This window comes from Amycolatopsis orientalis, from assembly GCF_000943515.2.
Lineage (GTDB): Bacteria > Actinomycetota > Actinomycetes > Mycobacteriales > Pseudonocardiaceae > Amycolatopsis > Amycolatopsis orientalis.
In genome coordinates this window covers 6258412-6280960 of the sequence record NZ_CP016174.1, presented here as the reverse complement: position 1 = coordinate 6280960, position 22549 = coordinate 6258412, and the positions used below count along the sequence as shown (strand labels likewise).

Here is a 22549-nt window from a genome sequence, read left to right as displayed (position 1 = left end):
AGGCGGGTACGTCCCGCCCAACCCTGAATCCGACCTGAGGAAGAACCATGACCAGCAAGAAACTGGTCGGGGCGGCTCTCGCTGCCCTGGCCTCCTTCAGTGTGCTCGCCGGATGCGCGAGTTCCGACACCGCTTCCAGCGGGCACACCCTGTCCTCGATGAACGCCCCCGCTCCGCGGCAGGGTGACCACAACCAGGCCGACATCACCTTCGCGCAAGGGATGATCCCGCACCACGAACAGGCGATCGCGATGGCGAAACTAGTCGACGGGCGCACGCGCGACGCGAAGGTCGCCGATCTCGCCGCGCGGATCCAAAAGGCGCAGGACCCGGAGATCCGGCAGCTGACCGCTCTGCTGAAGGGCTGGGGAGTGGCGCCGTCCGGTGATCACTCCGAGCACGGCTCGATGCCCGAGGAAGACCTCGCGAAACTCGGGCAGGCCAAGGACGCCGCCTTCGACCGGCAGTGGCTGGAGATGATGGTCAAGCATCACGAGGGTGCGCTCGCGATGGCGAAGACCGTGCTGCAACAGGGAAGCAATGCCGAGGTGAAAGCCTTGGCGCAGAAGGTGATCGACGGCCAGCAGGCCGAGATCACGGAGATGCGGGCGTTGCTCGGCTGAGTCCGGGGATCGCGCGGGCCGAGGTCGTCCGGCTCGCGCGATCTTCCGGGGCCGAATTGGTGGTGGGCGGAGCGTTTTGGCGCCATCCGAGCGTTGCCGGAAAACGGCGATGGCCTTTCTTGCATGGTCAAAGGTGGCGTGACCGAGTCCTGCGTCGCGAGGGCGCATCCGGGTGACTCAGCAGCGCCACCATGTACTTCGAGGGTCCGGGCCGGGGCGTGGCTCGCTGCGGTTGGTGAGGGACCCCTCGCTGAGGCAGGCGCATCCTAGAACTGTCCACGAGGGACACCTGTTCATGACTTGATGCCTGAGTGTGCGGTTTCGAGTGGGGTCGTGAGTGACAAGTAGCGTTCTAATTGAGTGGTAAGGCAAACATGTCGTGTCTCAGGACAGGCCCGGACTGGCCGACGGAAGCAGGGGCATGACCAGGGATGTCCACAAAGGACATTGTTCCGGTCATGATGTCTGACTTGAGCGGTTTGCGCGGTCTCGCGAGGTGGTCGTGAGTGGCAAATAGCGTTCTAACCCTCATTGCCACTCACGACCCCCTTCGAGACCGTACATATAGGCATCAATCGGACATCGATTCACTGAGGACTGTCCCTTATGGACAGTCACGGGATGCGCCCAGCCTCCTGGGGAAGCCCTTGCCTGTCGCCAGGCGATGAAGGCATCCTTCGCTACTGTGAGGGTAGTAAGGGGTCTTCACGGCAGTGAGCCGATCACGTCATATTTGCCTTACCCCTCAATAACCCTCATTGCCACTCACGACCCCGCGCGAAACTGTGCATATAGGCATCAATCGGACATCGGACCGTGTCAAGCTATCCCTTGTGGACAGTCGCCGGGCTGGTGGGATGGGACCATTCGCGACCGCTGTCGACAAAGCGAGGCCGGTGCGGAGCCGTTGCCGAAAAACGGAGACGCCCAAGCCCGCAACCCAGAGCAGCGACCGAAGCCCCTTAAGCCCGAGTGCCCACCACCGACATCCCCAGCACCAGTTCGCTCGCGGGGTCACAGCCGAGCAGATCCTCCACCAGCTCGTCGCGAAGCGCCGCGGTGAACGTGACGTTCAACCCGAGCGCGGTCGCCAGCAGGTAGACGGTCTGGCTGAGGTGCCCGACGTCCATCAGCAGGACCCGGTACGTCCGGCTCACCGGGTACTTCCACTGGTTCCGTTCGATCACGCTGGTGTAGATCAGCAGCGCGCCGGCGTTCCTGGTCCACTCCTGGTCGCCGGCGAGCGCGACGAGTTCGTCGTCGTCGATTTTGCCGTCCAGGGGGATGAGCCCGTGCCGGAAGCCGTCGTAGTGGTAGATCCCGCGATCCAGGTCCTCGACGTTCCGCGCGTAGACGTACACCTCGGTCGGATGCCGCGCGCCGCCCGATGGGCTCGTCTTGAAGACGTTGCCGGTGGCCGGGATGTCGGCATGCGTTTCCGGTCTGGTCGGCCGGGCCGCGGTGAGGAGTGCGCTCAGGTCGCGCAGCGGTACGGGGTCTTCGCCGAACTCGCGTGTACTCCTGCGCTTGCTCAGCGCCTCGCCGAGCCCGATCGCGTTCAGTGGCTCCGGTGAAGGTTCGGGCAGTGGTATCGCGCCGGACTCGCCCGAAGGCCTCACCGGAGAAGGCGGAGGGCTGGCCTTCGCCTTCTCCAGCAAGGTTTTCGCGGTTGTTTCGCTGGTCGTGAACTCGGTGTCACGCAAGGATCGCGTGCCGAAGTGGAACGCCCGCGCGGACGTTCCCCAAGGCCCCCAATCCCGAAGGATCTCTTCTTCCCTCCGCTGGCGGGAAGACCCTTTGATCACCAGCACGTCGTACCGGATCATCGCTCGCGCGATACGGACGAGTCTTTCCCCCGTCTCGGGATTTTCGTCCGCGCCACGCACCGATTCCGGTTCTCGCCAAGAACTGAACCATCGCAGTACTCGTTCGGTTCCTTCGGCGAGTTTGAGCTGGCGATGGCCGAGGTGATCGTCCCAGATCACGTCACCGTCGGACCAATAGAGCGTCCCGCAAGTGGAAACCCTTACCAGCATCGAATGTCTTGCGCCCCAGTCCCCAGTTAAGTGAATACGTTACGAATACGCCCGGTCATTCAGTGTCGCGAGCGGAAAGGAGGCCCGCCGTGCGGCGGCGGCTCGAACCCGCCCCAAGTGCTCTGCGCCTTGTACTCCGCTTCGAGTTCCAGCAAGAACTCGTCTTCTTCGTCGTCGTGCATGCCGCCGATCCTCTCCGTGAGCGGTTGGTCCGGTCAAGTGAATTTACCGACACCAACAGAGTACCGGAGCAGTACGACAAATTACGCCGAGTGATCACTCAGGCGCTGTTTGAGTTCGCGTACATCGGCGGAGTCCGAAATGCCGAGATCCGTGTACAGCCGCAAAGCGAAGCGGCGATGACGGTCCGCTTTCGATCGCTCACCGAGAAGATCGAACGCGGTCGCCATCTCCTTGTGGGCGATGGGCAGCATGCTGCGATTCCCGGTCGAGTCGAGCACTTCCATCGCGGTGGTGAACTGGGTGACCGCGAGGGCGGCGTCGCCGAGTTCGCGCGAATTGATACCGAGGGCCAGAAAGCATTCGGCCTCGAGATCGGGTGATTCGTTCTCGTGAGCCAGTCGCAGTGCCTGGTCGAGTTCCTCGGCGGCCTCGGGATAGCGCCTGTTCTCGGTGTGGATCAGCCCGATCCGGTGCCTCGCGCGGGCTTCGATGAGCACGCTGCCATGGGCATGGGCGGTTTGGCGGACCCAGCCGAGGTGCTCGATCGCCTCGTCCGACTCGCCCTTCAGCCAGTGGGTGACGCCCGAATTGCCCCTGGCCCGGCATTGCATCCGCACGTCGCCGGTGGTCGACGCCAGTTCGAACACCTCGTTGAACAGCCGGTTCGCCTCGGTGAATTCGTTGAGCCGCCACAGGGTGAGCGCGTACATGTGCAAAGCCTGGTACTCGAGGACCACGCTCCCGGTGACCCGGGCGGCGGAGAGGGCGAGGGTCTCGAGTTCTCTGGCCTGGCGGTAATAGCCGCGGTTGTCGAAGTAGCGCCAGACCGACGAGCAGAAGGGCACGAGGTCCGAATAGTGCTGGTGGTTGTTCATCGCCACGGCCACCGGTAGGACGTTCTGCCATTGGGCGTCCATCCAGTGCGCTGCCTGGTCGTAGTCGACGAAGGTCTGCGTGAACTCGCTCTTCGGCACTTCGAGGCCGCCACCCGATTCCTCTTCGGAATCCGGGTCGATGAATTCCATCGCGGCTGCGACGGTGGAGCGGTAGTAGTCGAACAGCCGTCGCATCATCGCTTCGCGCTGGTGTTCCGGCTCCTCCGCGAGCAGCAGTTCGCGGCCGTAACTACGGAGAAGGTCGTGCATCTCGTACCGGTCCATCGAGGGTTGGCGCAAAAGATTCACGTCGACCAGGCGCTCGGCCAGACGGCGGGCTTCACCGAGGTCCACTTCCGCCAAGGCCGCCGTCGAATGGAGATCGAACGCGGCGCCGGGATGATGGCTCAAACGTCGGAAGACCCGACGTTCGGTTTCGGACAGGTTCAGATAGGACACCCGGAACGCGCCCGCGACGTCGCGTTCCCCGGCGGTGAGTTCGCTGAACCTGTTCCGTTCGTCGCGCAATTGCCTGGCGACGAAGTCGAGCGTCCAGGACGCCCTCGCCCGCAGCCTGCTCGCCGTCACGGCGAGCGCGAGCGGGAGGTCGCCGCACAGGCTCGCGACCTGGTCGACCGCGTCGGGCGATTCCCGCCTGAGCCGGGAGGGCCCGACGATCCGGCCGAGCAGGTCCACCGCGTCCGCGCGGCTGAACGGTTCCAGGGAGAGCAGTTCGGCGCCGTCGAGATCGGCGAGCCGGGTCCGGCTGGTGATCAGCACACAACAGCTGGCCGCGCCGGGCAGCAGCGGGCTGACCTGTGTCGCGCTGATGGCGTTGTCCAGCACCAGGAGGACGCGCTTGCCTGCCAGGCAACTGCGGAACAGGGCCGCGCGCTGGCCGGTCCCGGCGGGGATGTCCGAACCCTGGATGCCGAGTGAGCGCAGCAGCGCTTCGAGCGCCACGGCCGGGTCGACCGGATCGCCCGCCGGCGAGAATCCTTCGAGGTTCACGAAGAGCTGCCCGTCGGGGAACAGCGGCGCGAGCCGGTGCGCGGCGTGGACGGCCAGCGCGGTCTTGCCGACCCCGGGCATCCCGTCGATCGCGATCAGTCTCGGCCCCGTCAGTGTGTCGTCCCGGCCGATTTCGAGGACCGTCTGCAGCTCCTCGGCGCGACCGCCGAACGCGGGGAGATCCGCGGGAAGCTGCGCGGGCCGGGGGAAGAGCGCCTTCTGTGCGTCCGCGTCCTCGCGCCGCCCACCGGTGTCCGCCCCGGCCCGGAGCCCGCCGACGCCGTACCGGACGAGGGCGCTGTCCTCCATCAGCTCCGGGTCGGTGCGCAGGATCTGCTGGTGGAGCGTGCTCAGTTCGGTACCCGGGTCGACGCCGAGTTCCTCGGCCAGCGCGATCCTGCTCCGGTCGAACGCGCGGAGCGCGTCCGCGCCGCGGCCCGCCCGGTAGAGCGCCAGCATGGTCAAGCGCTGCAGGGTCTCGCGGGTGGGATGCCAGGCGGCGAGGTCGAAGGCCTGGCGGGCCGCCGCGTCGGTCTCGCCGAGCCGGAGCCTGGCGCCGATCAGGAGTTCGCCCGCGGCGAGCCGTTCTTCGTCGAGCCGGCGCGCCGTCTGCTCGATGGCTTCGCCTTCGAGACCGTCGAAGGCCGGGCCGCGCCAGAGCGCGAGCGCGTCCGCGAGCTTGGCCGCCGCCTGGGAGAGCAGCCCGGCGGCCAGGAGTTCGGCGCCCTCGCGATAGCCCGCTTCGAAGCGGACCGAGTCGAGCGAGGCGCTGCTGATGACGATGCGGTAGGCGGAGCCGGTGGTGACCACGGCGGACCGCGCCACGCCGAGATCGTGCCGCAGCCGCGCGATCGCGTTGCTGACCTGGCGGATCGCGGTCTTCGGCGGATTGTCCGGCCACATCGTGCCGATCAGGTACGACGCCGGGACGAGCCTGCCCGCGTTGATCAGCAGGCAGGCGAGCAGGCGTTGTTCACGGCGTCCGCCGAGCCGGACGGGGACGCCGTCGACCTCGGCTTCGAGCGGGCCGAGGACGGAGAAACTGAGCTGAGCTGCAGGACCGGTATGCGTCGGATCGCCGCCGTTGGAGGGCGATCCCGCCGATTCAGGTAACGGACCGGCGGTCATATGCCACTATGTCGTCCGAGACCGTGAGCGTGCTCACGCACTACCTCCCAGTCCGCTCGCCCGGTGACCGGCACCCTAGCCCACCGCGGCGGCCTCAGCCAGGTCGGCGCGGGGTCGCCATCCGGCATTCGGCCTAACGGGCGGGCGTGTGCCTGCCTTGGAACCGGTCCTGATTCTACTCCCGGTGATCCCTGAACTGCGCGGATGCCCGCCGGTGGAGAGCCGATGTAATTCCGATGCAGGGCCTTGGAAAGCTGAAGACATCAGCTGACGGGTTCGGCGCGACGGGGCAGCGTGCCGAATCGAATGCAGGGGCTCCGCGGCGGTTGGCCTTTCTACTGGGGGTGGCCAACCGCCCTGGGAGCCCTTTTCCGTCACAGGTCCTCTCGCGTTCAACCTCTGACCAGGTGTGATCGGCCGCCGTCGCGGGTACCCAGGCGAGGGAGGAGAGGAGTACGCCCATGCGCCCGGTCTGGAGCGGTTCGCTTTCACTCGGCCTGGTGACGGTGCCGGTCCGGTTGTACAGCGCTGTCGAAGACCACACGGTGCACTTCCGCCAGTTCCAGCGCGGGACCGAGGACCGCATCCGGTACCGGCGGGTGAACGAACGCACCGGCAAGGAAGTCGACTACGACGACATCGTCAAGGGCTACGAGCTCGACAGCGGTGAGTACGTGGTCGTCGAACCCGAGGAACTCGACGAGATCGCCCCCGGCCGGTCGAAGTCGCTCGACATCGAGAGCTTCGTCGAGCTGGACGCCATCGATCCGATGTTCTTCGACAAGACGTACTGGCTAGCGCCGGCCAAAGCGGAGTTCGAACGGCCGTACGCGTTGCTGCTCGAAGCGATGCGCTCGTCGGGCCGGGCCGGGATCGCGAAGTTCGTCATGCGCGGCCGCGAGTACCTCGCCCTGGTCCGCTCGGGGGACGGCGTCATGGTGCTCAACACCCTCCATTTCGCCGCCGACCTGCGCGATCCCGCCGAGCAGCTGCCGGACCTGCCGGGCAAGGCGCAGGCGCGCGGCAAGGAACTCGACATGGCCCTCAACCTCATCGACGCGATGAGCGACGACTGGCGGCCCGACGAGTACCACGACACCTACACCGATCGCGTGCGGAAGCTGATCGCGGCCAAGAAGAAGGGCGAGACCATCACGCCCGCGACCGAGCCCGGTGAGCCGACCAAGGTCGTCGACCTGTTCGAGGCGCTTTCGAAGAGCGTCGAGAGCGGGAAGGCCAAGAAGCGCTCCGGCTCCGGCGCCAAGGCGGGCACGGCCAAGAAGTCCCCGGCCAAGAAGTCCCCGGCTGCGAAAGACCTGTCCTCGCTGTCGAAGGCGGATCTGGAGAAGCTGGCGCGGGAGCGGGACATCAAGGGACGGTCGAAGATGACGCGCGCCGGGCTGGAGAAGGCGCTCAAGGCCTCGTGACCTGGACGCCCGCCGCGGCCAGTTCGCCCGCGATGGCCTCGATCAGCAGCCGGACGTCCTCGGCCGCGGTCGCGTGCAGTCCCTCCGAAACGATCAGGACGTCGGACGTCGTGGCGGAGACCGCGGAGTGCCCGCTCTGCCGGTTCGTCCAGCGCCGCGCGTGGGCTTGGCCGTCCTCGTCGGCGAAGATCACCTCACCCGGGTTCGGGTGCTCGACGGTGCCCGCGAAGGTCACGTACTTCTCGTCGCCCCGGGCGTGGCGGACCACGAGCGAGCCGCTGATCTTCGCGACGTCGAGTACCGCGACCGGGATGGCGTACGCGACCGAGACCGCGTTGCAGAGGTCGATCACCGGATGGATGCGGGGAAGCGTGCCCTCCTTCCGCAGCCTGCGCAGCAGGGATTCCGACGCACACCGGTACTGGGTCGGTTTCAGGCCCATCTTGGCGAACGCCCGGCGCCAGGCCTGGATCTCGGGGAACTCCGATTCCGGGCCGTCCGCGAGCCGTCGCGTCGCCCGGGCGAGGAACTTCTCGAGGTCGACCGGCATCGCGGGGGTGATTCCGGTGGCCGAGAGGGTGCCGACGGCCAGGCCGGGGTGCTCGGCGCGGACCGCGGGATCGTGCTGGAGTCGCATACGAGACCTGTCTACTGGGTGGTGAACGCGAGTTTGGCGCCGAGCGCGGCGAAGGAACCGGCGAAGATCCGCCGCATCCAGGCGAGCACGCGCGGCCGGGAGATGACGTGGTGTCGCACGCCGGCGGCGAGGACGCCGTAGACGCTGAACACCACGAACGTCGCCAGCATGAACACCCCGCTCAGCAGCAGCATCCGGGGGATCGAACCGGGCTCGCCCGCCGGGACGAACTGGGGCAGGAACGCGAAGAAGAACAGCGTCAGCTTCGGATTCAGGACGTTGATCAGCACGCCCGAGGTGATCGTCCGCAGCGCCGACCTGGGTTCGGGATCGCCCTCCACGACGATCGCCTCCCGGTCCCTCAGCGTCGCCCACGCCATGTAGAGAAGGTAGGCCACGCCGAGGTATTTGATGATTTCGAACGCCACCGCGCTCGCGTGCAGCAGGGCCGCGAGGCCGGTGATCGCGGCGACCATATGGGGGACGATGCCGAGGGTGCAGGCTGTCGCGGCGAGGACGCTCGCGCGTCTCCCCCGGGCCAGTCCGGCGGACAGGGTGTAGACCACGCCGGTGCCGGGCGTGGCGACCACGACCAGCGTGGTGATCAGGAAGGCGATGCTCACGCCGATCACTGTGCGCGGTCTTTGGTCTGATGAACAGAGCCAAAGACGCCTGACCACACTGGACCAAAATCGCCACGGGAGCGGGCGCCGAGGCGGTGTGAGCCCGTCACCGGATGGAGTGGCATGATGCACGCTCGCACGTCGACGAGGAAGGCCAAGGTTTGAGCGCGCGCACCTCGCAGATGGACGACCTCCGGCTGGTGGCACAACCGAACGCCCTGTTGTGCTCCGAGCTCTTCGTCCGTCTCATCCTCTCGGATTGGTCCTTGCGGCCGTTGCTCGATCAGGCGAAGACCGCCGCCGCCCGCTTGGTGGGCGCGCTCGTCGACGCGGCCGATCCGAAGGAACCGCCGTTCTTCACGCTGAGACTGCGGCTGCGGTCGGACGTCCTGGCCATCGAGGTCGACCACGAACTGGACGGTCTTCCCACGCCGACACCGGCGCCGGGGGAGCGGACCGGGGTGGCGCCGAGCGAGACCGGCGGAGTCACCACCTGGTGCGAGCTGCCGCTGCCCGGCGGCCTGTCCGCGGGGCAGGTGCGGCTGCCGCGCCGCGGCGACCGCCGGACGCTGGTGGACGAGCCCGTCTCCGGTGAGCCCGTCGGCGCCGATCCCGAGGTTCTCGAACGACTTTTGTCCCGGCTGAGCGGCTGGTCCGGCTGATCCTCGTGAAAGGATCCGAGGATGGGCTCGAAGCGCGTCACCACACCGATTCTGGAGATCGAGTACGAACACACCGGTGACGCGCACGCGTCGCCGGTGATCTTGCTTCACGGGTTCCCTTACGACGTGCGGGCCTACGACGAGGTCGCGCCGGTCCTCGCGGCGGGCGGCGCCTCGGTGTACGTCCCCTTTCTCCGCGGGTTCGGTGGGACGCGGTTCCTCGACGACGCGACGCCCCGCTCCGGGCAGCAGGCCGCGCTCGCACAGGACCTGCTCGACTTCATGGACGCGCTGGGGCTCGAAAACGCCGTCGTCGCCGGATACGACTGGGGCGGCCGCGCGGCGTGCATCGCGGCCGCGCTGTGGCCGGAACGCGTGCGCGGGCTGGTCTCGGTGGACGGCTACAACGTCCAGAATCTCGCCTATGCCGGGGAACCGGCGCCGCCAGAGTGGGAACGCACCTACTGGTACCAGTATTACTTTCATTCCGAGCGAGGCCGCCGCGGGCTCGCGGAGAACCGCGACGAGCTGTGCGCCCTGCTGTGGCGCACCTGGTCGCCGACCTGGGCAGAAGCCGACGCGGCCTTCCCGGCCAGCGCCCCCAGCCTGCACAATCCGGACTTCGTCGACGTCGTCATCCACTCCTATCGCCACCGGTTCGGTCTGGCGGAAGGGGATCCCCGGTATCAGGCGCTCGAAGACCTGATCGCAAAGGAACCGGTCATCACGGTCCCGACGGTCGTGCTGGAAAGCGGGGACGACGGCGTCGGCGGGCCCAGCGCGGAGGGCGACCGCGAGTACTTCACGGGCGCGTACGAGCACCGTGTCCTGCCGGGTGTCGGCCACAACGTTCCTCAGGAGGCCCCGGAGGCGTTCGCCGCCGCCGTCGCCTCTCTGCTCTAGGGCAAGACGGCTGCCGACGTCGTGAGAGTGATCACCCGTCCGTGTGCGTGACGAATCTTGATCAAGGGTTGTCCTTCCCGTGTACGGCGCACGATCCGGGCGCCACGGACGGAGGAGGACCCGATGTCGTTGGGCGACAAGATCAGCAACAAGGCGGAAGAGTTCGGCGGTAAGGCCAAGGAGGCCGCCGGCGACGCCACCGGCAACGAGGAACTGCGCGCGGAGGGCCAGGCCGATCAGGCGAAGGCCGGTCTCAAGGGCGCTGTCGAGAACGTGAAGGACGCCGTCGGTGACGCGGCGGACAAGATCCGCGACACCTTCAAGAAGTAGTCGTCGTTTCCGGGCCGGGGCAGCGGATTTCCGCGCCCCGGCCCGTTCTTTCAGCCGTGCAGGAGTACCGGCAGGCCGGTGAGCCGGGTGCCCTGGATGCCGCCGAGGAACGTCTGCCGGAGTTCGGCATGGGGGACGGCCAGCCGGGCTCGGGGGAATTCCGCGCGCAGGACCGTCGCCACCGCCCGCAGTTCGAGGTGCGCGAGCTGGGCGCCGACGCAGAAATGCGGGCCCGCGCCGAAGGTCAGATCCGGCCCGGGGTCGCGGCCGGGATCGGTGTTGATGCCCTGGATGTCGACGAGCACGGGGGATCGAGCAGGCAGCGGGATCCCGGCGAGGTCGACCTCGGTGGAGGTGAACCGCCAGAGCGTGAACGGTGCGGGCGGATGGTCTCGCAGGGTTTCGCGGACGAGGTCGTCCTCGGCCGCGGTGTCAGCGTCGAGCAGCCGCGCGACCAGGAAGCCGATCGACGCGTCGGTGGTCAGTTGTCCGGCGAAGATCAACGCGAACAGGTGATACCTCAGGTCGTCTTCGGTCGTCTCGGGCGGGACCCGGTCGCGTAGTTCCGTCGCGAGCCCGTGCCGATCCGGCGTCAGCCCGGCCGCCGCGAGGTTCGCGATCGCGGCGATGGCCTTGCCCTGCGCACCCGGGTCCGGACTGGACATCCGGCGGCAGGCGTCGACGGCGGCGTCGAGCAGGTCGAGCGGGATGTCGAGCAGATCGAGCAGCACGGTGAGCGGGAACCGGGTGGAGAAGCCGTCCATCAGGTCGACGGTTCCCTCGCCGAGATCCGTCAGCAGCTCTCGCGCGATTTCGTGGATCCGGCCGGATCGTGCCTGGATCCGCTTGGCACTCAGGAGCGGGGCGTGCGCCCGTCGCAGCCGGGCGTGGTCCGGCCCGTCCAAGGTGGTGAGGGACGGCTGTGCGGCGGCCGTCTGCTCGAGTCCGGCGCGAACGGGATCCCAGGTTTCCGGTGCCATAGCGGGGTCTTTGACGATGCCGGGATGGGAGAGGACTTCACGGGCCAGCTTCTCCTCGGTCACGATCCACGCGCTTCCGCCCGCCGGCGTGGCCACTTCGACGAGGGGCCCGGCGGCGCGCAGCGCCGGGCGAACGGGATCAGGCTCGGAGATACCGCGGGTCGTCGCGGCGAACGGGTCGGGGACCAAGAGAACTCCTTCATGAGAAAGTAGCTTCACAGTGAAGGTATATTTGCGGCCGGTAGGTTGTCAAAGCACGTCGAAGAGCCGAGGAGGACACCGCCGATGGAGGATGAGGTCGCGGCACGGAGCGCGTCGCTGCTGGACGACCTCCGGAACTTCGGGGCGAACTACACCGAGTTCACCCGGCGTTTCGCGGACTGGCTCGGCCTGCACGCCACTGACGCCGCCGCGCTGGTGGAGATCCTCTACGCCGAAGACACCGGCTCGCCGCTCTCCCCGGCCAGGCTCGGGCAACGCATTTCGCTGACCTCCGGCGCGACCACGAACCTGGTGAACCGGCTGGAGGGTCTCGGCTATGTGGTGCGGACCCGGGAGAGCGCCGACCGGCGGATAGTGACCCTGCGCAGCGGCCCCGACATCCAGGAGCCCGCGCGACAGTTCTTCGGCCCGTTCAGCGCGGGACTCGCGGCGCTGGTGGCGAAGTACCCGGCGGAGGAGATCGAACGCTTCCAGGCCTTTCTGCGACACCTGCGATCCACAATGGACGAGGTCCTGACGCGCCCGCATCCAGAGGACTGAACGCGTTCTGAAGACGACCAGTCCGCGGCCGTCCCGGCACCGAATCCCTTCCAGACGTCCAGGCACCGCGTAGCCGGGCGTCGGGTGAGGTGGAGGCGGCTTGATGGTCGAGGGTGTGCGGACGAGTCTGCGCGAAACCGGTGGCACCGGAGCGGTGCCTGCCGAAACGAGCCTGATGCAACGGGTCGCGGCCGGTGACGAACAAGCGTTCGCCGACCTGTACGACGTCGTGGCGGGGCCGGTCTGGGGAGTGGTGAACAGGGTTGTCCGCAACGGCACGTTCGCCGAGGAGGTGACCCAGGAGGTCCTGGTGGAGGTGTGGCGGACGGCGGCCCGGTTCAAACCGGGCAAGGGGAGCACGCTGGCCTGGGTGCTCACCATCGCGCACCGGCGGGCCGTGGACCGGGTGCGCTCGCATCAGGCGGCGCTCGACCGCGACGACCGCGCGGGCAGACTCGATTTCCGGCGCCCGTTCGACGAGGTCGCCGAGTCGACGATCAGCAAGCTGGAACAGCAGCGGGTGCGCCAGTGCCTGTCCGCGCTCACCGAGCTGCAACGGGAATCGGTCGTGCTGGCTTATTACAACGGATACACCTATCCGGAGGTCGCGGAAGTGCTCAAAACCGCGCCGGGCACGGTGAAGACCCGCATTCGCGACGGTCTGATCCGGCTTCGCGACTGTCTGGGGGTGGGGCAATGACGCTGGAACCGCATACGCTGACCGGCGCTTACGCCGTGGACGCCGTCACGGAGGAGGAGGCCGCGGCGTTCAAGCGGCACCTGCGCGGCTGTCCCGCTTGCGGCCAAGAGGTCCGGGAACTGCGGGAGACCGCGGCACGCCTGGGCGCGGCCCTCGCCGCCGCGCCGCCGCCGGGGCTGCGGGAAGCGACGCTGACGGAGGCCGCCCGGACCCGCCAATGGCCGCCGCTGGTCGCGGTCGTCCGGCGCGCCCGGTCGTCGAAGCAGCCGCCCGTGCGGATCGCCCTGTGGGGCGCTGCGGCGGCCGCCGTCGGGGCGCTGGTGTTCGGCCTGGTCACCACGAACACCGGGCCGGAGTCCGATCCGGCTCAGCAGCAGCTCGCCTCGGTGAACTCGGTGCTGACCGCTCCCGACGCGTCGACGGTGAAGGCCGCCGCGCCCGGTACGACCACGGTGGTGACCTCGCGGAGCAGACAGAAGGTCGTCGTCCTCGCGGGTGATCTGCCGCCTCTGGCAGCCGGTAAGGCGTACCAGGTCTGGCTCATCGGGGCGAGCGGCGTGCATTCCGCCGGGCTGCTCGTCTCGGACGGTCCACATCGGACCCGGCCGATCCTCGCGGACCTGCCGGGAGCGATCGACCGGGTCGGGATCACCGCCGAACCCGCCGGAGGTTCGCGGACCCCGTCCACCCCGGCGGTAGCGATGATCCCCCTGGCTTAGGCCGTGCCCGGTAAGTCTCGTTCGCGGTCTTCGCGCCCAGGCGGCCCCTGACGGCACGGGCGGACGCGGCCGAGTACGACCCGGTACGAGGCCGATCCGCCCGCACCGCCAGGAACCACCTGGATCACGAAGCCCTTCGAACAGACTTACCGGACACGGCCTAAAGACCGGTGAGCCGCCCGCAGGACTGCCACAGTTCCCGGCGCTGCGCGGCGGTTTCCCGGGTCTTGCCGAGGTAGTGCGTCGGGCGCGGGACGCGGTCGTGCCAGAACATCCCGTTGTACCGTCCCGGTTCTTCGGCGGCCGCGAGCCAGATGAAGGTGTCGGCCCCCTGCTCGGCGTCGCGCAGGATCGGCCGGGTCAGCTTGCGGAAGGTCGGCAGCGAGGTGGCGACGCCGGGGGTGTCGGCCCAGCCCGGATGGGCGCTGTGCACGACGACGCCGGAGCCGTCGAGTTCGTCGGCCCAGAGTTCGGCGAGCACCACCTGCATACGTTTGGTGCGCGCGTACCCGGCCGCCGGTTTGTAGTCGTCCCGCTGGTATTGGAGATCGTCGGTGCGCAGCGGCTGGCCGTACATGCCACCGGAGCTGACCCAGATCACCCGTGCGCCGTCGGCGAACTTCGGGCGCAAGGACGCGGTCAGCAGATGCGGGCCGAGTACGTGCGTGGCCAGCATGACTTCGTTGCCCTCGGCCGTTTCCGTCCGCTCGGCGGGCATCACGCCCGCGTTGTGCACGAGGATGTCGACCTCGCCGTCGAGGTCTTTCGCGTAGTCGCGCACGGAGGAGAGCAGACTGACGTCGCAGTGGTCGACGAGGATCCGCGCGCCGGGCGCGGCACGTTCGATCTCGGCGCGGGCGGCGTCGGCGTCGCCGCGGACCGCGATCCGGACGGTCGCGCCCAGTCTCGCCAGCCCGATGGCGGTCGCCTTGCCCAGACCGGCCTTCGCGCCGGTCACCACGGCGACCTTGCCCGCGAGCGCGTCCGGCGCCGGGTCCCCGGGCCACCATCGCCGTCGCAAGAAGTGCCCGACACTGCTGTAGCCGAGCAGAGTCCGGTCGAGCACGGTGTCGGCTGCCCTGGTCACGGCTGACATGCGGGACTCCTCTGGATCGGGTGGGGGTGCCTGGACCGGCTTCCCGATCCAGGCACCCCGGAAACCTCGCTACTGGATGCGGGGGCCTGCCTTGGCGGAGAAGCGGAACTCGATGGTCGTCGGAAGTTCGGCGAGGTCCAGCGCCTGGCGGAGCCGGGGCAGCCCTTCCTGGGTGACACGCTCGCGGATGGCGGCCAGATCGCCGTCCTGTTCGGCGCTCAGCACCACGGCCAGCACCGGCGCGTCCTGGGTGCCGCCCAAGGTGGCGTGCGCGGCGTGGACGCCGGGATACGTCGCGACCTCCGCCGCGAACGGCTCGACGGCGGTGCTCGCGGAGAGCGCGGTCTGTCCGGTCTCCTGCTCGAAACGCCAGGTGTGAGACTTGGGTTTGCGGACGGGTTGCGCGATGAGCCAGCGCAGCGTCAGCAGCCCGACGACCACCGCGCCCCCGGCGACGGCGTACCAGGCCCAGCCGGGTGGCATCGCCGTGCCGGGAACGAGCGCGGTGCCGGGGTCGAGCAGCGGGATTCTGCCGAAATGGGTGCCGACGGCGAACACGCCACCGGCGAGCAGCACGATCCCCGTCAGCATGAGCAGGGTGCGGTTCAGCCGGGCGGGACGGTTGAGGTCGGTCATGACACGCTCCTGGTGGCCTTGACCCGGACCCGTACGGCCGGGACGGTGGCGGGGCCGATCTGGGCGAGGCGGCGCTCGATGGCGGCGCGGACGGCGTCGGCGAGTCCGGCGGTGTTCGTCCGGCCGGTGGTCACCACCGAGACGATCCTGCGCCGGGTGACCTTCAGCTTCGCCCCCGAAACGCCGTCCACAGTGGACGCGGCGGTGCGCAGTGTCGACCGGTAGCCGCGCCGGGAGGCGCCGGAGTCCGGGTCGCCTTCGAGCGGCAGCACGGTCGGCTTGCCGGGGACGATCGCGCTCAAGAGCAGGAGCAGGCCGATCAGCGCGATACCACCGCCGGCGAGCGCGGTGACGGTGTCACTCCATCGGGCACCGTGCAGCGCGGACGCGACGGCGTCGTAGCTGACCCACGGCTTTTCCCCGAGGATCGTCTGGACCGCGACGACGGCGGCCAGTACACATCCGGCGAGCACCACGAGGGCGACGAGCACCGCCGGGACAGTGCGGCGGGGGCGCCGTTTCATCGGACCCTCCTCGTTTCGGTTTCCGCGGAACGCAGGGCCGTGACGGTGATGTCGACCCGGGTGACGTCCAGGCCCGAGAGTTCGCCGACGCGGTGGATCAGATGCTTCCGCGCGGTCTCGGTGGTGGCGCGCACCGAAAGCGGGTACTTCACCGAGAGCCGGACGTCCAAGGTGGCCGTGGTGCCGGTGACGCGCGCGCTCACCTTGGCATCCTGGTCGAGGTCTTCACCACCGACCGCGATCCCGAGCACCCGGGAGGCCGCGCCGCCGACGCCGTCGAGTTCGGTGATCGCCCGCGCGGCGATCCGCTCGACGGCGCCACCGGCCACGGTCAGCACGCCGCGCCCCTCCGTTTCCGGCGCGGCGGCGGTCATGGTCGTCATGGCGGTCAGCCCCTGTCGCGGCCGGCCAGGGCCGAAAGGTCGAGTTTGCCGTCGAGGAACCGGCCGACCAGCAGGCCGAGGACGGCCAGCACGAGCACGACGAGGAAGGCGCCGAAGCCGCCGAACGCGCCGGCCACGCCGAGCACGAGACCGGTCAGCAGGCCGAGATGGGTGGCGTTCATGAACGTTCTCCTTGCGGTAGGGCGCGGACCGGCGCCGGTGGTCACTGGACTCGGCCGGACTCGGCGTTCTCGTCGGTGTCGTCGTCACCCGGGATGTGCACGTCGGAGACGTTGATGTTGACCTCGACGACCTCGAGTCCGGTCATCTGCTCGACGGCGCCGATCACGTTGCGGCGCACCGATTTGGCGAGATCCGCGATCGCGACGCCGTATTCGACGACGATCTGCAGGTCGACCGCGGCCTGGCGCTCGCCGACCTCGACGGACACGCCCTGTCCGGCGGACGCGGTGGCGCCCGGGATGCGCTCGCGCAGCGCGTTGAAGGCCCGCGCGGCGCCGCCGCCGAGCGCGTGGACGCCGGTGATCTCCCGGGTCGCGAGGCCCGCGACCTTCTGCACGACGGTGTCGGCGATCGTGGTCACGCCCTGCGTCGTGACGAGAGCGCTGTTCTCGGCGGGGGAGGCGGAGTTCGAGTTCGGCTTGGCGGTGGTGGCGGTGTTCGTCATCGTTGTCTCCTGGGATTCGGATTCCGTTGCCTGTGGCGGAAGTTCGCGGGTTATCCGGTCTGCTTCCACACTCCATAGACCCAGCCCTGCCAAGATCGTCACGACCCGATCGTGTGGTCTGGATCTCACCGTGCGTGGGTATCTCTCCGGGACGGTTCTCGCGGTTCGCGTGACCGCAGGGCCTCTGGCCTTCGCCTCGAATCTCTGTTAGGAAAGGTTCCTAACTAATGGGAGGCGACATGCGCGGACGCGGTCTGGCGGCGGCGACGGTTCTGGTGGTCCTGTGCGGTGGCTCGGCCGCCGTCGCGCAGACGACGACGGCGGAGTCCGGGGCGCGGGTGGCGCGCAACATCATCTACATCCAGGGCGACGGCCTCGGCCTCGGTCAGCGCGACCTCCTTCGGCTCGCGCTCAGGGGCAAAAGCGGCGAACTGGCGATGGACGGCCTCGCGGTCACCGGCCTCGTGCGGACGGCCTCGGCCGACCCGGACGAGATCGTCACGGACTCGGCCGCGGCGGCCACCGCCCTCGCGACCGGGCACAAGACCCGCAACGGCGCCGTCGGAATGGACGTCCACGGCCGCCCGGTGGAAACGATCCTCGAACGGGCGAAGCGGGCGGGGAAGTCGACCGGCCTGGTCACCACCGCGCAGGTGACGGGCGCTTCGCCCGCCGCGTTCGCGGCGCACGTGCCGAGCAGGGATTCGCAGAGCGACATCGCGAAGCAGTACATCGAGAACAGCCGTCCGGACGTCCTGCTCGGCGGCGGTGAGGATTGGTGGTACCCCAAGGGGAATCCCGGTCTCTGGCCGGACAAGCCGGGGGAGGAGAGCCGCAGCCCGTACGGCGACCTGGTCGACCGCGCGCGGCGAACGGGCTACACCTACGTGCGGGACGGCGACGAACTGCGGAACACGCGGGCGAACCGCATCCTCGGCCTGTTCGCGAACGAGGACATGGTCGACTACGGCCCGGACGGCGTCGGCAAGTACGCGCCGCGGGTGCCACTCCAGCAGATGGCACGCAAGGCACTGGACACACTGTCGAAGAATCCGCGCGGCTTCTTCCTGTTCCTGGAGGAAGAGGGCACCGACGGGATGTCGCACGAGAACAACGCGCACGGCGTGATCGACGCCGGCCGCGCGCTCGACGCCACGATCGCCGAGGTCATGCGCTTCGTCCGGGCGCACCCCGACACACTGGTGATCATCGGCGGCGACCACGAGACCGGCGGATTGAGCATCGAGAACTACGACGCCTCCGACACCGAACCCGACCAGGACGGCCCGTTCGACGTACCGGGCTCGAAGCTCCAGTTCAGCGTGGACTGGACGACCCACGACCACACCGGCGCCGACACCCCCGTCACCGCCGAAGGCCCCGGCTCCGCCCGCCTGGGCGGCACGGTCGACAACACCGACGTCTACCGGGTGATGCGGGTGGCAAGCGGCCTGTGAACCGGAAAGGGCCACCTCCGTCGACGGAGGTGACCCTTTCCGGAGGTTTCGTCAGCCGCCGATGCTCTCGACGACGGCCTCGGCCACCGCCTTCATCGTCGTCCGGCGGTCCATCGCGGTGCGCTGTATCCAGCGGAAGGCGTCCGGCTCGGTGAGCCCCTGGCGGCTCATCAGCAGCCCCTTGGCCCGGTCGATGACCTTGCGGGTCTCCAGCCGGTCGGTCAGGCCCGCGACCTCGGACTCGAGCGCCTGGAGCTCGGCGAACCGGCTCACGGCCAGCTCGATGGCAGGCACCAGGTCGCGCTTGGCGAAGGGCTTGACCAGATACGCCATCGTCCCGGCGTCCCTGGCCCGCTCCACGAGGTCGCGCTGGCTGAACGCGGTGAGGATGACGACCGGCGCGATCCGGTCGCCGGTGATCTTGGATGCGGCCTCGATACCGTCGAGCTTGGGCATCTTGACGTCGAGAATCACCAGGTCAGGCTTCAATTCGGTAGCCAGGTTGATGGCCTGTTCGCCATCCCCCGCCTCACCGACGACCTCGTAACCCTCTTCGCGGAGCATCTCGACGAGGTCCAAACGGATGAGGGCCTCGTCTTCGGCCACGAGCACCCGCCGCTGGGGTGCGGCGACGGCACCATTGGCCTCGGCAGCCTGCTCGGTCACCGGGGTCCTCCTGAAGGTCGTCGGGCAGTTCGGCTCGCGGTCTGGCCGCGAACCTGAAGCCTACCGGGAACGATCCAGTCGGCGAGATGGCGTTCACCACGTCAGACGGTCGTCACACTCCCGGGCCCGGCGAACGGGGCGCGTCCGGGATCCCGTAAAGTTCACCCGGCACCGCCCCCGTAGCCCAACTGGCAGAGGCAACGGATTCAAAACCCGTCCAGTGTGAGTTCGAATCTCACCGGGGGCACTCAGAACGACCAGCGAGAACCGGCCCCTCACCAGGGAAAACCAGGTGAGGGGCCGGTGTCGTGTTGTCCGGTTGCGTCCGGCTGAAACCGGCGTCCTACGGGTGGCCACCCCCAATACGCCCCCAAATTTCGCAGCACGCGGGCCTCGGGTGGCGTCACTGGTCCTCGTCCATGTCCTCCGTCCAGCCCAGGGCCTGCTCGATCCGTTGATGCGCGGCGGATTCCAGGCCAGCGATCGCTTTGGCGTAGATCTGGTGCAGCACCGCCACGGAATGCCCGGCCCACTCGGCGCACTGGGTGGATGGAACGCCGCCCGCCAGCCACGTGGACACGCAGGCGTGCCGCAGGTCGTACGGCCGCCTGCCCAGTGGGGAGCTGTATTCGGCCTCGGTGAGCACCGCCCGCCGTGCGACCGGGGTGTCGGTCAGGTGGTTGAGGGTGACATGCCAGACCCTCGCCATCGTCCGCTGCGCGTCACCGCACTCCGCGGTCGCGGTGAAGATCCGCGCCGGGAACGGCGTCAGCAAGTCGAGATAAGTGGCCGGGCCGGTTCGGGCACAACCGGGCGGCGCCGGCCAGATCCGCCTCCCGCCAGTCCGACCACATGATCCGGGAACATGGCGGTCCAACGACGTGCAGAGCCCGTGGCACTGCGCGGAAGTGGATGCGGTCAACCAAGCGCTGCACGCGGGAGCGGCCCTGGGCAACCTAGAAGTCTTCACCGTCAACGCGAACGGTCAGGCGTTCCCACGGTGCCCGAACTGCCAGATCACCATCCGCACTGCCGACAATTCGGACGCCTGCACGAACTGCGGAACCCACCGCCCCCGCTACCCCCGGTACGGAGTCCGGTTCGTAGCCAGCGGATGAGATCAGCCCACCAAGTTGCCCGGCGCGGCTCTACATGGAAACGTCAGCTCATGCGGCGAAGCGCACGTTGGGCGGTCCCCCGCCTCGTGTCCCTTGTGGACGGTCATCGGGATGTGCTTGAGCGTTTTGAGTCGTTCTTTTCAGGGGAAAGGCGGAGCCCGGTCACTCGAGGCGCGCGCTGTCCGCGATCCTGGTGAGGTCCTCTTCGGCAGGTGAGTCCGGCATCTGCAGGTCACCCCACACCACGACCAGCAGCGTCCCCTGCGCGGTGGGCAAGGCGACCACCCGGTAGGTGGTCGACGGCGGGTCGCAGTCGTCCCTGCCGTGCGGGGTGACCGTGCCCTGCACCTGCGCCCCGCCGTCCGGGCGGCGTCCGACAGGGCCGGAAGTCACCTGACCGCCGCTGCGGAAAGCCCGCGTTCCCCGATACATCAACGCGTCCGCCGCGGCCGCCATCGGATCGGTGGTACGCGCCCGGTCGAGGTACAGCTGGCCGAGGATGGCTTTCGGATTCGCTGCGCAGTAGCCCGGTTTGTACCGCGCGCCTCGGGTGCGAACGTCCGGGATGAAGGTTCCATCGACCGGCAGCCAGGTGGGTGGCACCTCGACGAACACGCCCAGCCCGAGCTCCAGCGTCTTCCAGCCGGGCGCCGGCGGGGTTCGGGAGGTACTGCTCTCGGTGATAGGCCAGGATGAGGCAGCGCTGTCGTCCTTGCTGTTCAGGAACACCAGCAGCCCGGCCACCAGACCGGCGATCACCACCAGCGCGCCGACGGTGATCCCGGCGATCATCCCCGTGCGACGCCGTTTCGGCGAAGGCGCCGGGTAACCGGGCTGGGACGGGAAATCCGGAAACCACTGCTGCTGCCCCTGTCGCTCCACGAGCGCAGGCTAGCCCTCCGGCACGCGGTTCCGGCGCCGCTGTCCGCATCCTGCCAGCGTCTTGTCATGCCGACGAGGGTGTAGCTGGACTATCGAAGGAGTGCGGAGTCGCCGAAGCCCCTGTCACGCATCTTCTCGTGCGAGAAGACGACCATGATCTCGTCGCCTCCGACGAACACGCGCTGCGACTCCGGCGGCTCCGGCATGGCGGCGGCAAACCACACTGCTCCCGCGGCGAAGTCGACACGCACAGCCATCGGCACGTCCACAGATGTCGCGGCTCGCCGGCCCGGCCCGGCCCCAGTTCCAGTCGTTCCCACTAAGCCGAGGTCCCGCATAGCGGCGTCCGCAGGTATTGGTCCCACGGGCTGCTGTAGCCGACATCGGGCCTGATGCGCTCCGGGCCCTCGTCACCCGATCCGAGGTGGTGTTCGATCCGGCCGTCGAGGACTTCGACCCCGTAGCTGTAGAAGGTGATGGTCGAGAGCCCCGCGTCGGTGCTGAGTCTGGCGAACCTTTTGTCCATTGTAGACATGCCGGGTGGGAGCGCTGTGTCGGGCGACGGCGTCGGGAATCGGGGACAGACCGGCCGCCGCGCGGACGTGGACGAGTCTGCGCACGCGGTCGAATCGTGATATTGCGAGCTGTGCTCTCGCGATCGAATCGTGATATTGCGAGCTGTGCTCTCGCGATCGCGAGTGCTTCGATGAGCGCGATGGTCGCGGCTTGCTTGATCAGCTGCCGCCACAGTGGGGCGTCGAAATTCTCCCGCCCCCCTCGATCGACAGCGCCGAAAGCCCCGAGAACACAGCACCCACCAGCTTCGCCATCTCAGAGCCGCTCGTTTGACAGATCCGCTCTACCACACATCTGGACAGCCGCAAGCATCGGCGGCGGTGGGGCGTGGAGGTGGTCGGGAAGCTCGATCACCGACGACCAGCACGTGGTGCTCGATACCGGCGGTGTCGATGATGCGATGACGGCCGCAGAACGCCGTGCCGTCGTGAACCGCCGCGGCCAGCGTCCCGGCGACCGTGTCCCGGTCCTCGGGGTGTTTGTGCGACAGCAGCAGCTTCGTCGTGGGCTGGACGGTTCCGGGATCCGGTTCGGCTTGACGCGGGCGTTGGCCGAGGCCCATGTCCCGGGCAGGCGGTTGTTCTGCGGTAGTCGCCATTCCAGCGATCGGGGCCGGCCTCGGCCGCGGGCCATATCCGCCGTGAGGTGCCCTCTTATCCGCCGCATACGATACTTTCACCGCACGCCAGACTCGGAATCGACGACCGAACCACGGGAACTCGTTCGCCCTTATCGCCAATCTGGCGCATCGGCCGGCGAGATGGAATCGGTCTCGCCGTGTGCGGATCGGTCGGGGTTCAGCCACTGTCGCCGATCGTTGACCAGCCGCTCCTGTCCCGCCCTGTCGTTCTCCGGCCGGGTCGAGATGATGCCTCACTCCGATGGCCGACGGCGACGCCGCAGCCGGTTTTCATCCCAGGCGCA

27 protein-coding genes and 1 tRNA gene are annotated in these 22549 nt (G+C 68.5%); 10 read left to right on the top strand and 18 right to left on the bottom strand.

Annotation, left to right across the window (positions count from 1 at the left end):
* Positions 1 to 47: 47 nt before the first annotated feature.
* Entirely contained in the window at positions 48 to 623 is a 576-nt protein-coding gene (locus SD37_RS27050) for a DUF305 domain-containing protein (RefSeq protein WP_044849939.1), read from the top strand.
* A 962-nt stretch (positions 624 to 1585) separates the two neighbouring features.
* On the opposite strand, the gene SD37_RS27045 is transcribed toward SD37_RS27050, so the two are convergent.
* From SD37_RS27045 to SD37_RS27040, 3 genes are all read right to left on the bottom strand, one after another.
* A complete protein-coding gene (locus tag SD37_RS27045; protein ID WP_044849938.1) occupies positions 1586 to 2659 on the bottom strand; it encodes a SagB/ThcOx family dehydrogenase in 1074 nt (357 codons plus the stop codon).
* Positions 2660 to 2718: 59 nt separating this feature from the next.
* The gene (locus SD37_RS44130; protein ID WP_256376517.1) at positions 2719 to 2841 is read right to left on the bottom strand and encodes a hypothetical protein; all 123 of its coding nucleotides are present in this window, start codon (positions 2839 to 2841) and stop codon (positions 2719 to 2721) included.
* Between the two features lie 81 nt (positions 2842 to 2922).
* Positions 2923 to 5856: an AfsR/SARP family transcriptional regulator gene (locus SD37_RS27040; RefSeq protein ID WP_044849937.1), complete on the bottom strand. Its 2934-nt coding sequence runs from the start codon at positions 5854 to 5856 to the stop codon at positions 2923 to 2925.
* A gap of 461 nt (positions 5857 to 6317) precedes the next feature.
* Between SD37_RS27040 and ku the strand changes: the two genes are divergently transcribed.
* Positions 6318 to 7283 (top strand): non-homologous end joining protein Ku, encoded by a 966-nt coding sequence (ku, locus tag SD37_RS27035; protein ID WP_044849936.1) that lies wholly within the window; start codon positions 6318 to 6320, stop codon positions 7281 to 7283.
* On the opposite strand, the gene SD37_RS27030 is transcribed toward ku, so the two are convergent.
* Together SD37_RS27030 and SD37_RS27025 are read right to left on the bottom strand one after the other, a co-directional pair.
* The gene (locus SD37_RS27030) at positions 7270 to 7920 is read right to left on the bottom strand and encodes a B3/B4 domain-containing protein (protein WP_044849935.1); all 651 of its coding nucleotides are present in this window, start codon (positions 7918 to 7920) and stop codon (positions 7270 to 7272) included. The two genes, ku and SD37_RS27030, sit on opposite strands and share 14 nt — an antisense overlap.
* Positions 7921 to 7931: 11 nt before the next feature.
* On the bottom strand, positions 7932 to 8543 hold the full coding sequence (locus tag SD37_RS27025) for a LysE family translocator (protein ID WP_044850155.1): 612 nt from the start codon (positions 8541 to 8543) through the stop codon (positions 7932 to 7934).
* 161 nt (positions 8544 to 8704) lie between these two features.
* Here SD37_RS27025 and SD37_RS27020 point away from each other — a divergent pair, with 161 nt between their 5' ends.
* The 3 genes from SD37_RS27020 to SD37_RS27010 all read left to right on the top strand — a co-directional run bounded on the left by SD37_RS27020 (position 8705) and on the right by SD37_RS27010 (position 10438).
* A complete protein-coding gene (locus tag SD37_RS27020; protein ID WP_037321534.1) occupies positions 8705 to 9205 on the top strand; it encodes a hypothetical protein in 501 nt (166 codons plus the stop codon).
* Positions 9206 to 9226: 21 nt separating this feature from the next.
* Positions 9227 to 10108, top strand: coding sequence for an alpha/beta fold hydrolase (locus SD37_RS27015; RefSeq protein WP_044849934.1), 882 nt, complete (start codon positions 9227 to 9229; stop codon positions 10106 to 10108).
* Positions 10109 to 10231: 123 nt separating this feature from the next.
* Positions 10232 to 10438: a CsbD family protein gene (locus SD37_RS27010; protein WP_044849933.1), complete on the top strand. Its 207-nt coding sequence runs from the start codon at positions 10232 to 10234 to the stop codon at positions 10436 to 10438.
* Between the two features lie 50 nt (positions 10439 to 10488).
* Here SD37_RS27010 and SD37_RS27005 read toward each other — a convergent pair whose 3' ends face one another.
* A complete protein-coding gene (locus tag SD37_RS27005) occupies positions 10489 to 11607 on the bottom strand; it encodes a cytochrome P450 family protein (protein WP_044849932.1) in 1119 nt (372 codons plus the stop codon).
* Positions 11608 to 11703: 96 nt separating this feature from the next.
* Between SD37_RS27005 and SD37_RS27000 the strand changes: the two genes are divergently transcribed.
* The 3 genes from SD37_RS27000 to SD37_RS26990 all read left to right on the top strand — a co-directional run bounded on the left by SD37_RS27000 (position 11704) and on the right by SD37_RS26990 (position 13599).
* A complete protein-coding gene (locus tag SD37_RS27000; protein WP_044849931.1) occupies positions 11704 to 12180 on the top strand; it encodes a MarR family winged helix-turn-helix transcriptional regulator in 477 nt (158 codons plus the stop codon).
* Positions 12181 to 12283: 103 nt separating this feature from the next.
* The gene (gene sigK / locus SD37_RS26995) at positions 12284 to 12880 is read left to right on the top strand and encodes an ECF RNA polymerase sigma factor SigK (protein ID WP_044849930.1); all 597 of its coding nucleotides are present in this window, start codon (positions 12284 to 12286) and stop codon (positions 12878 to 12880) included.
* Positions 12877 to 13599: an anti-sigma factor gene (locus SD37_RS26990; RefSeq protein ID WP_044849929.1), complete on the top strand. Its 723-nt coding sequence runs from the start codon at positions 12877 to 12879 to the stop codon at positions 13597 to 13599. The genes sigK and SD37_RS26990 overlap by 4 nt, the downstream gene beginning before the upstream one ends.
* A gap of 160 nt (positions 13600 to 13759) precedes the next feature.
* Here SD37_RS26990 and SD37_RS26985 read toward each other — a convergent pair whose 3' ends face one another.
* From SD37_RS26985 to SD37_RS26965, 6 genes are all read right to left on the bottom strand, one after another.
* A complete protein-coding gene (locus tag SD37_RS26985) occupies positions 13760 to 14695 on the bottom strand; it encodes an SDR family NAD(P)-dependent oxidoreductase (protein WP_044849928.1) in 936 nt (311 codons plus the stop codon).
* A gap of 69 nt (positions 14696 to 14764) precedes the next feature.
* Positions 14765 to 15331 carry an Asp23/Gls24 family envelope stress response protein gene (locus tag SD37_RS26980; protein ID WP_044849927.1) on the bottom strand — a complete coding sequence of 189 codons (567 nt, stop codon included), beginning with the start codon at positions 15329 to 15331 and terminating at the stop codon, positions 14765 to 14767.
* Complete coding sequence (locus tag SD37_RS26975) at positions 15328 to 15855, bottom strand: DUF6286 domain-containing protein (protein ID WP_044849926.1); 528 nt, start codon at positions 15853 to 15855, stop codon at positions 15328 to 15330. Before SD37_RS26975 ends, SD37_RS26980 begins: the two co-directional genes overlap by 4 nt.
* A complete protein-coding gene (locus tag SD37_RS26970) occupies positions 15852 to 16238 on the bottom strand; it encodes an Asp23/Gls24 family envelope stress response protein (RefSeq protein WP_044849925.1) in 387 nt (128 codons plus the stop codon). The genes SD37_RS26975 and SD37_RS26970 overlap by 4 nt, the downstream gene beginning before the upstream one ends.
* 5 nt (positions 16239 to 16243) lie before the next feature.
* Positions 16244 to 16420, bottom strand: a complete 177-nt coding sequence (locus tag SD37_RS43255; protein WP_005154991.1) for a hypothetical protein — start codon at positions 16418 to 16420, stop codon at positions 16244 to 16246.
* A gap of 41 nt (positions 16421 to 16461) precedes the next feature.
* Complete coding sequence (locus SD37_RS26965; RefSeq protein WP_044849924.1) at positions 16462 to 16926, bottom strand: Asp23/Gls24 family envelope stress response protein; 465 nt, start codon at positions 16924 to 16926, stop codon at positions 16462 to 16464.
* Between the two features lie 239 nt (positions 16927 to 17165).
* Between SD37_RS26965 and SD37_RS26960 the strand changes: the two genes are divergently transcribed.
* Positions 17166 to 18383 carry an alkaline phosphatase gene (locus SD37_RS26960; protein ID WP_044850154.1) on the top strand — a complete coding sequence of 406 codons (1218 nt, stop codon included), beginning with the start codon at positions 17166 to 17168 and terminating at the stop codon, positions 18381 to 18383.
* Positions 18384 to 18434: 51 nt separating this feature from the next.
* Here the strand turns inward: SD37_RS26960 and SD37_RS26955 are convergent, their stop codons facing one another.
* Positions 18435 to 19049, bottom strand: a complete 615-nt coding sequence (locus SD37_RS26955; RefSeq protein ID WP_037321496.1) for an ANTAR domain-containing response regulator — start codon at positions 19047 to 19049, stop codon at positions 18435 to 18437.
* Between the two features lie 173 nt (positions 19050 to 19222).
* On the opposite strand from SD37_RS26955, the gene SD37_RS26950 reads away from it, so the two are divergent.
* Positions 19223 to 19296, top strand: a tRNA-Leu gene (locus tag SD37_RS26950).
* A gap of 156 nt (positions 19297 to 19452) precedes the next feature.
* Here SD37_RS26950 and SD37_RS26945 read toward each other — a convergent pair.
* From SD37_RS26945 to SD37_RS26930, 5 genes are all read right to left on the bottom strand, one after another.
* The gene (locus tag SD37_RS26945) at positions 19453 to 19824 is read right to left on the bottom strand and encodes a site-specific integrase (protein WP_418189788.1); all 372 of its coding nucleotides are present in this window, start codon (positions 19822 to 19824) and stop codon (positions 19453 to 19455) included.
* Positions 19825 to 20329: 505 nt separating this feature from the next.
* On the bottom strand, positions 20330 to 21049 hold the full coding sequence (locus tag SD37_RS26940) for a DUF8017 domain-containing protein (protein ID WP_145926744.1): 720 nt from the start codon (positions 21047 to 21049) through the stop codon (positions 20330 to 20332).
* 89 nt (positions 21050 to 21138) lie between these two features.
* Positions 21139 to 21306, bottom strand: a complete 168-nt coding sequence (locus SD37_RS43250; RefSeq protein ID WP_167369665.1) for a hypothetical protein — start codon at positions 21304 to 21306, stop codon at positions 21139 to 21141.
* Positions 21307 to 21368: 62 nt separating this feature from the next.
* Positions 21369 to 21575 carry a hypothetical protein gene (locus SD37_RS26935; RefSeq protein WP_044849922.1) on the bottom strand — a complete coding sequence of 69 codons (207 nt, stop codon included), beginning with the start codon at positions 21573 to 21575 and terminating at the stop codon, positions 21369 to 21371.
* A gap of 333 nt (positions 21576 to 21908) precedes the next feature.
* Positions 21909 to 22223 (bottom strand): PAS domain-containing protein, encoded by a 315-nt coding sequence (locus SD37_RS26930; protein ID WP_145926743.1) that lies wholly within the window; start codon positions 22221 to 22223, stop codon positions 21909 to 21911.
* Between the last annotated feature and the right edge of the window lie 326 nt (positions 22224 to 22549).

What these genes read in the sequence shown, in the direction of transcription:
- SD37_RS43250 (WP_167369665.1), bottom strand. Translation starts at nt 21,306, where the DNA reads ATGGCTGTGCGTGTCGACTTCGCCGCGGGAGCAGTGTGGTTTGCCGCC.
- SD37_RS27000 (WP_044849931.1), top strand. Translation starts at nt 11,704, where the DNA reads ATGGAGGATGAGGTCGCGGCACGGAGCGCGTCGCTGCTGGACGACCTC.
- SD37_RS27010 (WP_044849933.1), top strand. Translation starts at nt 10,232, where the DNA reads ATGTCGTTGGGCGACAAGATCAGCAACAAGGCGGAAGAGTTCGGCGGT.
- SD37_RS27030 (WP_044849935.1), bottom strand. Translation starts at nt 7,920, where the DNA reads ATGCGACTCCAGCACGATCCCGCGGTCCGCGCCGAGCACCCCGGCCTG.
- SD37_RS43255 (WP_005154991.1), bottom strand. Translation starts at nt 16,420, where the DNA reads ATGAACGCCACCCATCTCGGCCTGCTGACCGGTCTCGTGCTCGGCGTG.
- ku (WP_044849936.1), top strand. Translation starts at nt 6,318, where the DNA reads ATGCGCCCGGTCTGGAGCGGTTCGCTTTCACTCGGCCTGGTGACGGTG.
- SD37_RS26930 (WP_145926743.1), bottom strand. Translation starts at nt 22,223, where the DNA reads ATGGCGACTACCGCAGAACAACCGCCTGCCCGGGACATGGGCCTCGGC.
- SD37_RS44130 (WP_256376517.1), bottom strand. Translation starts at nt 2,841, where the DNA reads ATGCACGACGACGAAGAAGACGAGTTCTTGCTGGAACTCGAAGCGGAG.
- SD37_RS26985 (WP_044849928.1), bottom strand. Translation starts at nt 14,695, where the DNA reads ATGTCAGCCGTGACCAGGGCAGCCGACACCGTGCTCGACCGGACTCTG.
- SD37_RS26970 (WP_044849925.1), bottom strand. Translation starts at nt 16,238, where the DNA reads ATGACGACCATGACCGCCGCCGCGCCGGAAACGGAGGGGCGCGGCGTG.
- SD37_RS26980 (WP_044849927.1), bottom strand. Translation starts at nt 15,331, where the DNA reads ATGACCGACCTCAACCGTCCCGCCCGGCTGAACCGCACCCTGCTCATG.
- SD37_RS27045 (WP_044849938.1), bottom strand. Translation starts at nt 2,659, where the DNA reads ATGCTGGTAAGGGTTTCCACTTGCGGGACGCTCTATTGGTCCGACGGT.
- SD37_RS26960 (WP_044850154.1), top strand. Translation starts at nt 17,166, where the DNA reads ATGCGCGGACGCGGTCTGGCGGCGGCGACGGTTCTGGTGGTCCTGTGC.
- SD37_RS27015 (WP_044849934.1), top strand. Translation starts at nt 9,227, where the DNA reads ATGGGCTCGAAGCGCGTCACCACACCGATTCTGGAGATCGAGTACGAA.
- sigK (WP_044849930.1), top strand. Translation starts at nt 12,284, where the DNA reads ATGGTCGAGGGTGTGCGGACGAGTCTGCGCGAAACCGGTGGCACCGGA.
- SD37_RS26975 (WP_044849926.1), bottom strand. Translation starts at nt 15,855, where the DNA reads ATGAAACGGCGCCCCCGCCGCACTGTCCCGGCGGTGCTCGTCGCCCTC.
- SD37_RS26990 (WP_044849929.1), top strand. Translation starts at nt 12,877, where the DNA reads ATGACGCTGGAACCGCATACGCTGACCGGCGCTTACGCCGTGGACGCC.
- SD37_RS27040 (WP_044849937.1), bottom strand. Translation starts at nt 5,856, where the DNA reads ATGACCGCCGGTCCGTTACCTGAATCGGCGGGATCGCCCTCCAACGGC.
- SD37_RS26935 (WP_044849922.1), bottom strand. Translation starts at nt 21,575, where the DNA reads ATGGACAAAAGGTTCGCCAGACTCAGCACCGACGCGGGGCTCTCGACC.
- SD37_RS27050 (WP_044849939.1), top strand. Translation starts at nt 48, where the DNA reads ATGACCAGCAAGAAACTGGTCGGGGCGGCTCTCGCTGCCCTGGCCTCC.
- SD37_RS26965 (WP_044849924.1), bottom strand. Translation starts at nt 16,926, where the DNA reads ATGACGAACACCGCCACCACCGCCAAGCCGAACTCGAACTCCGCCTCC.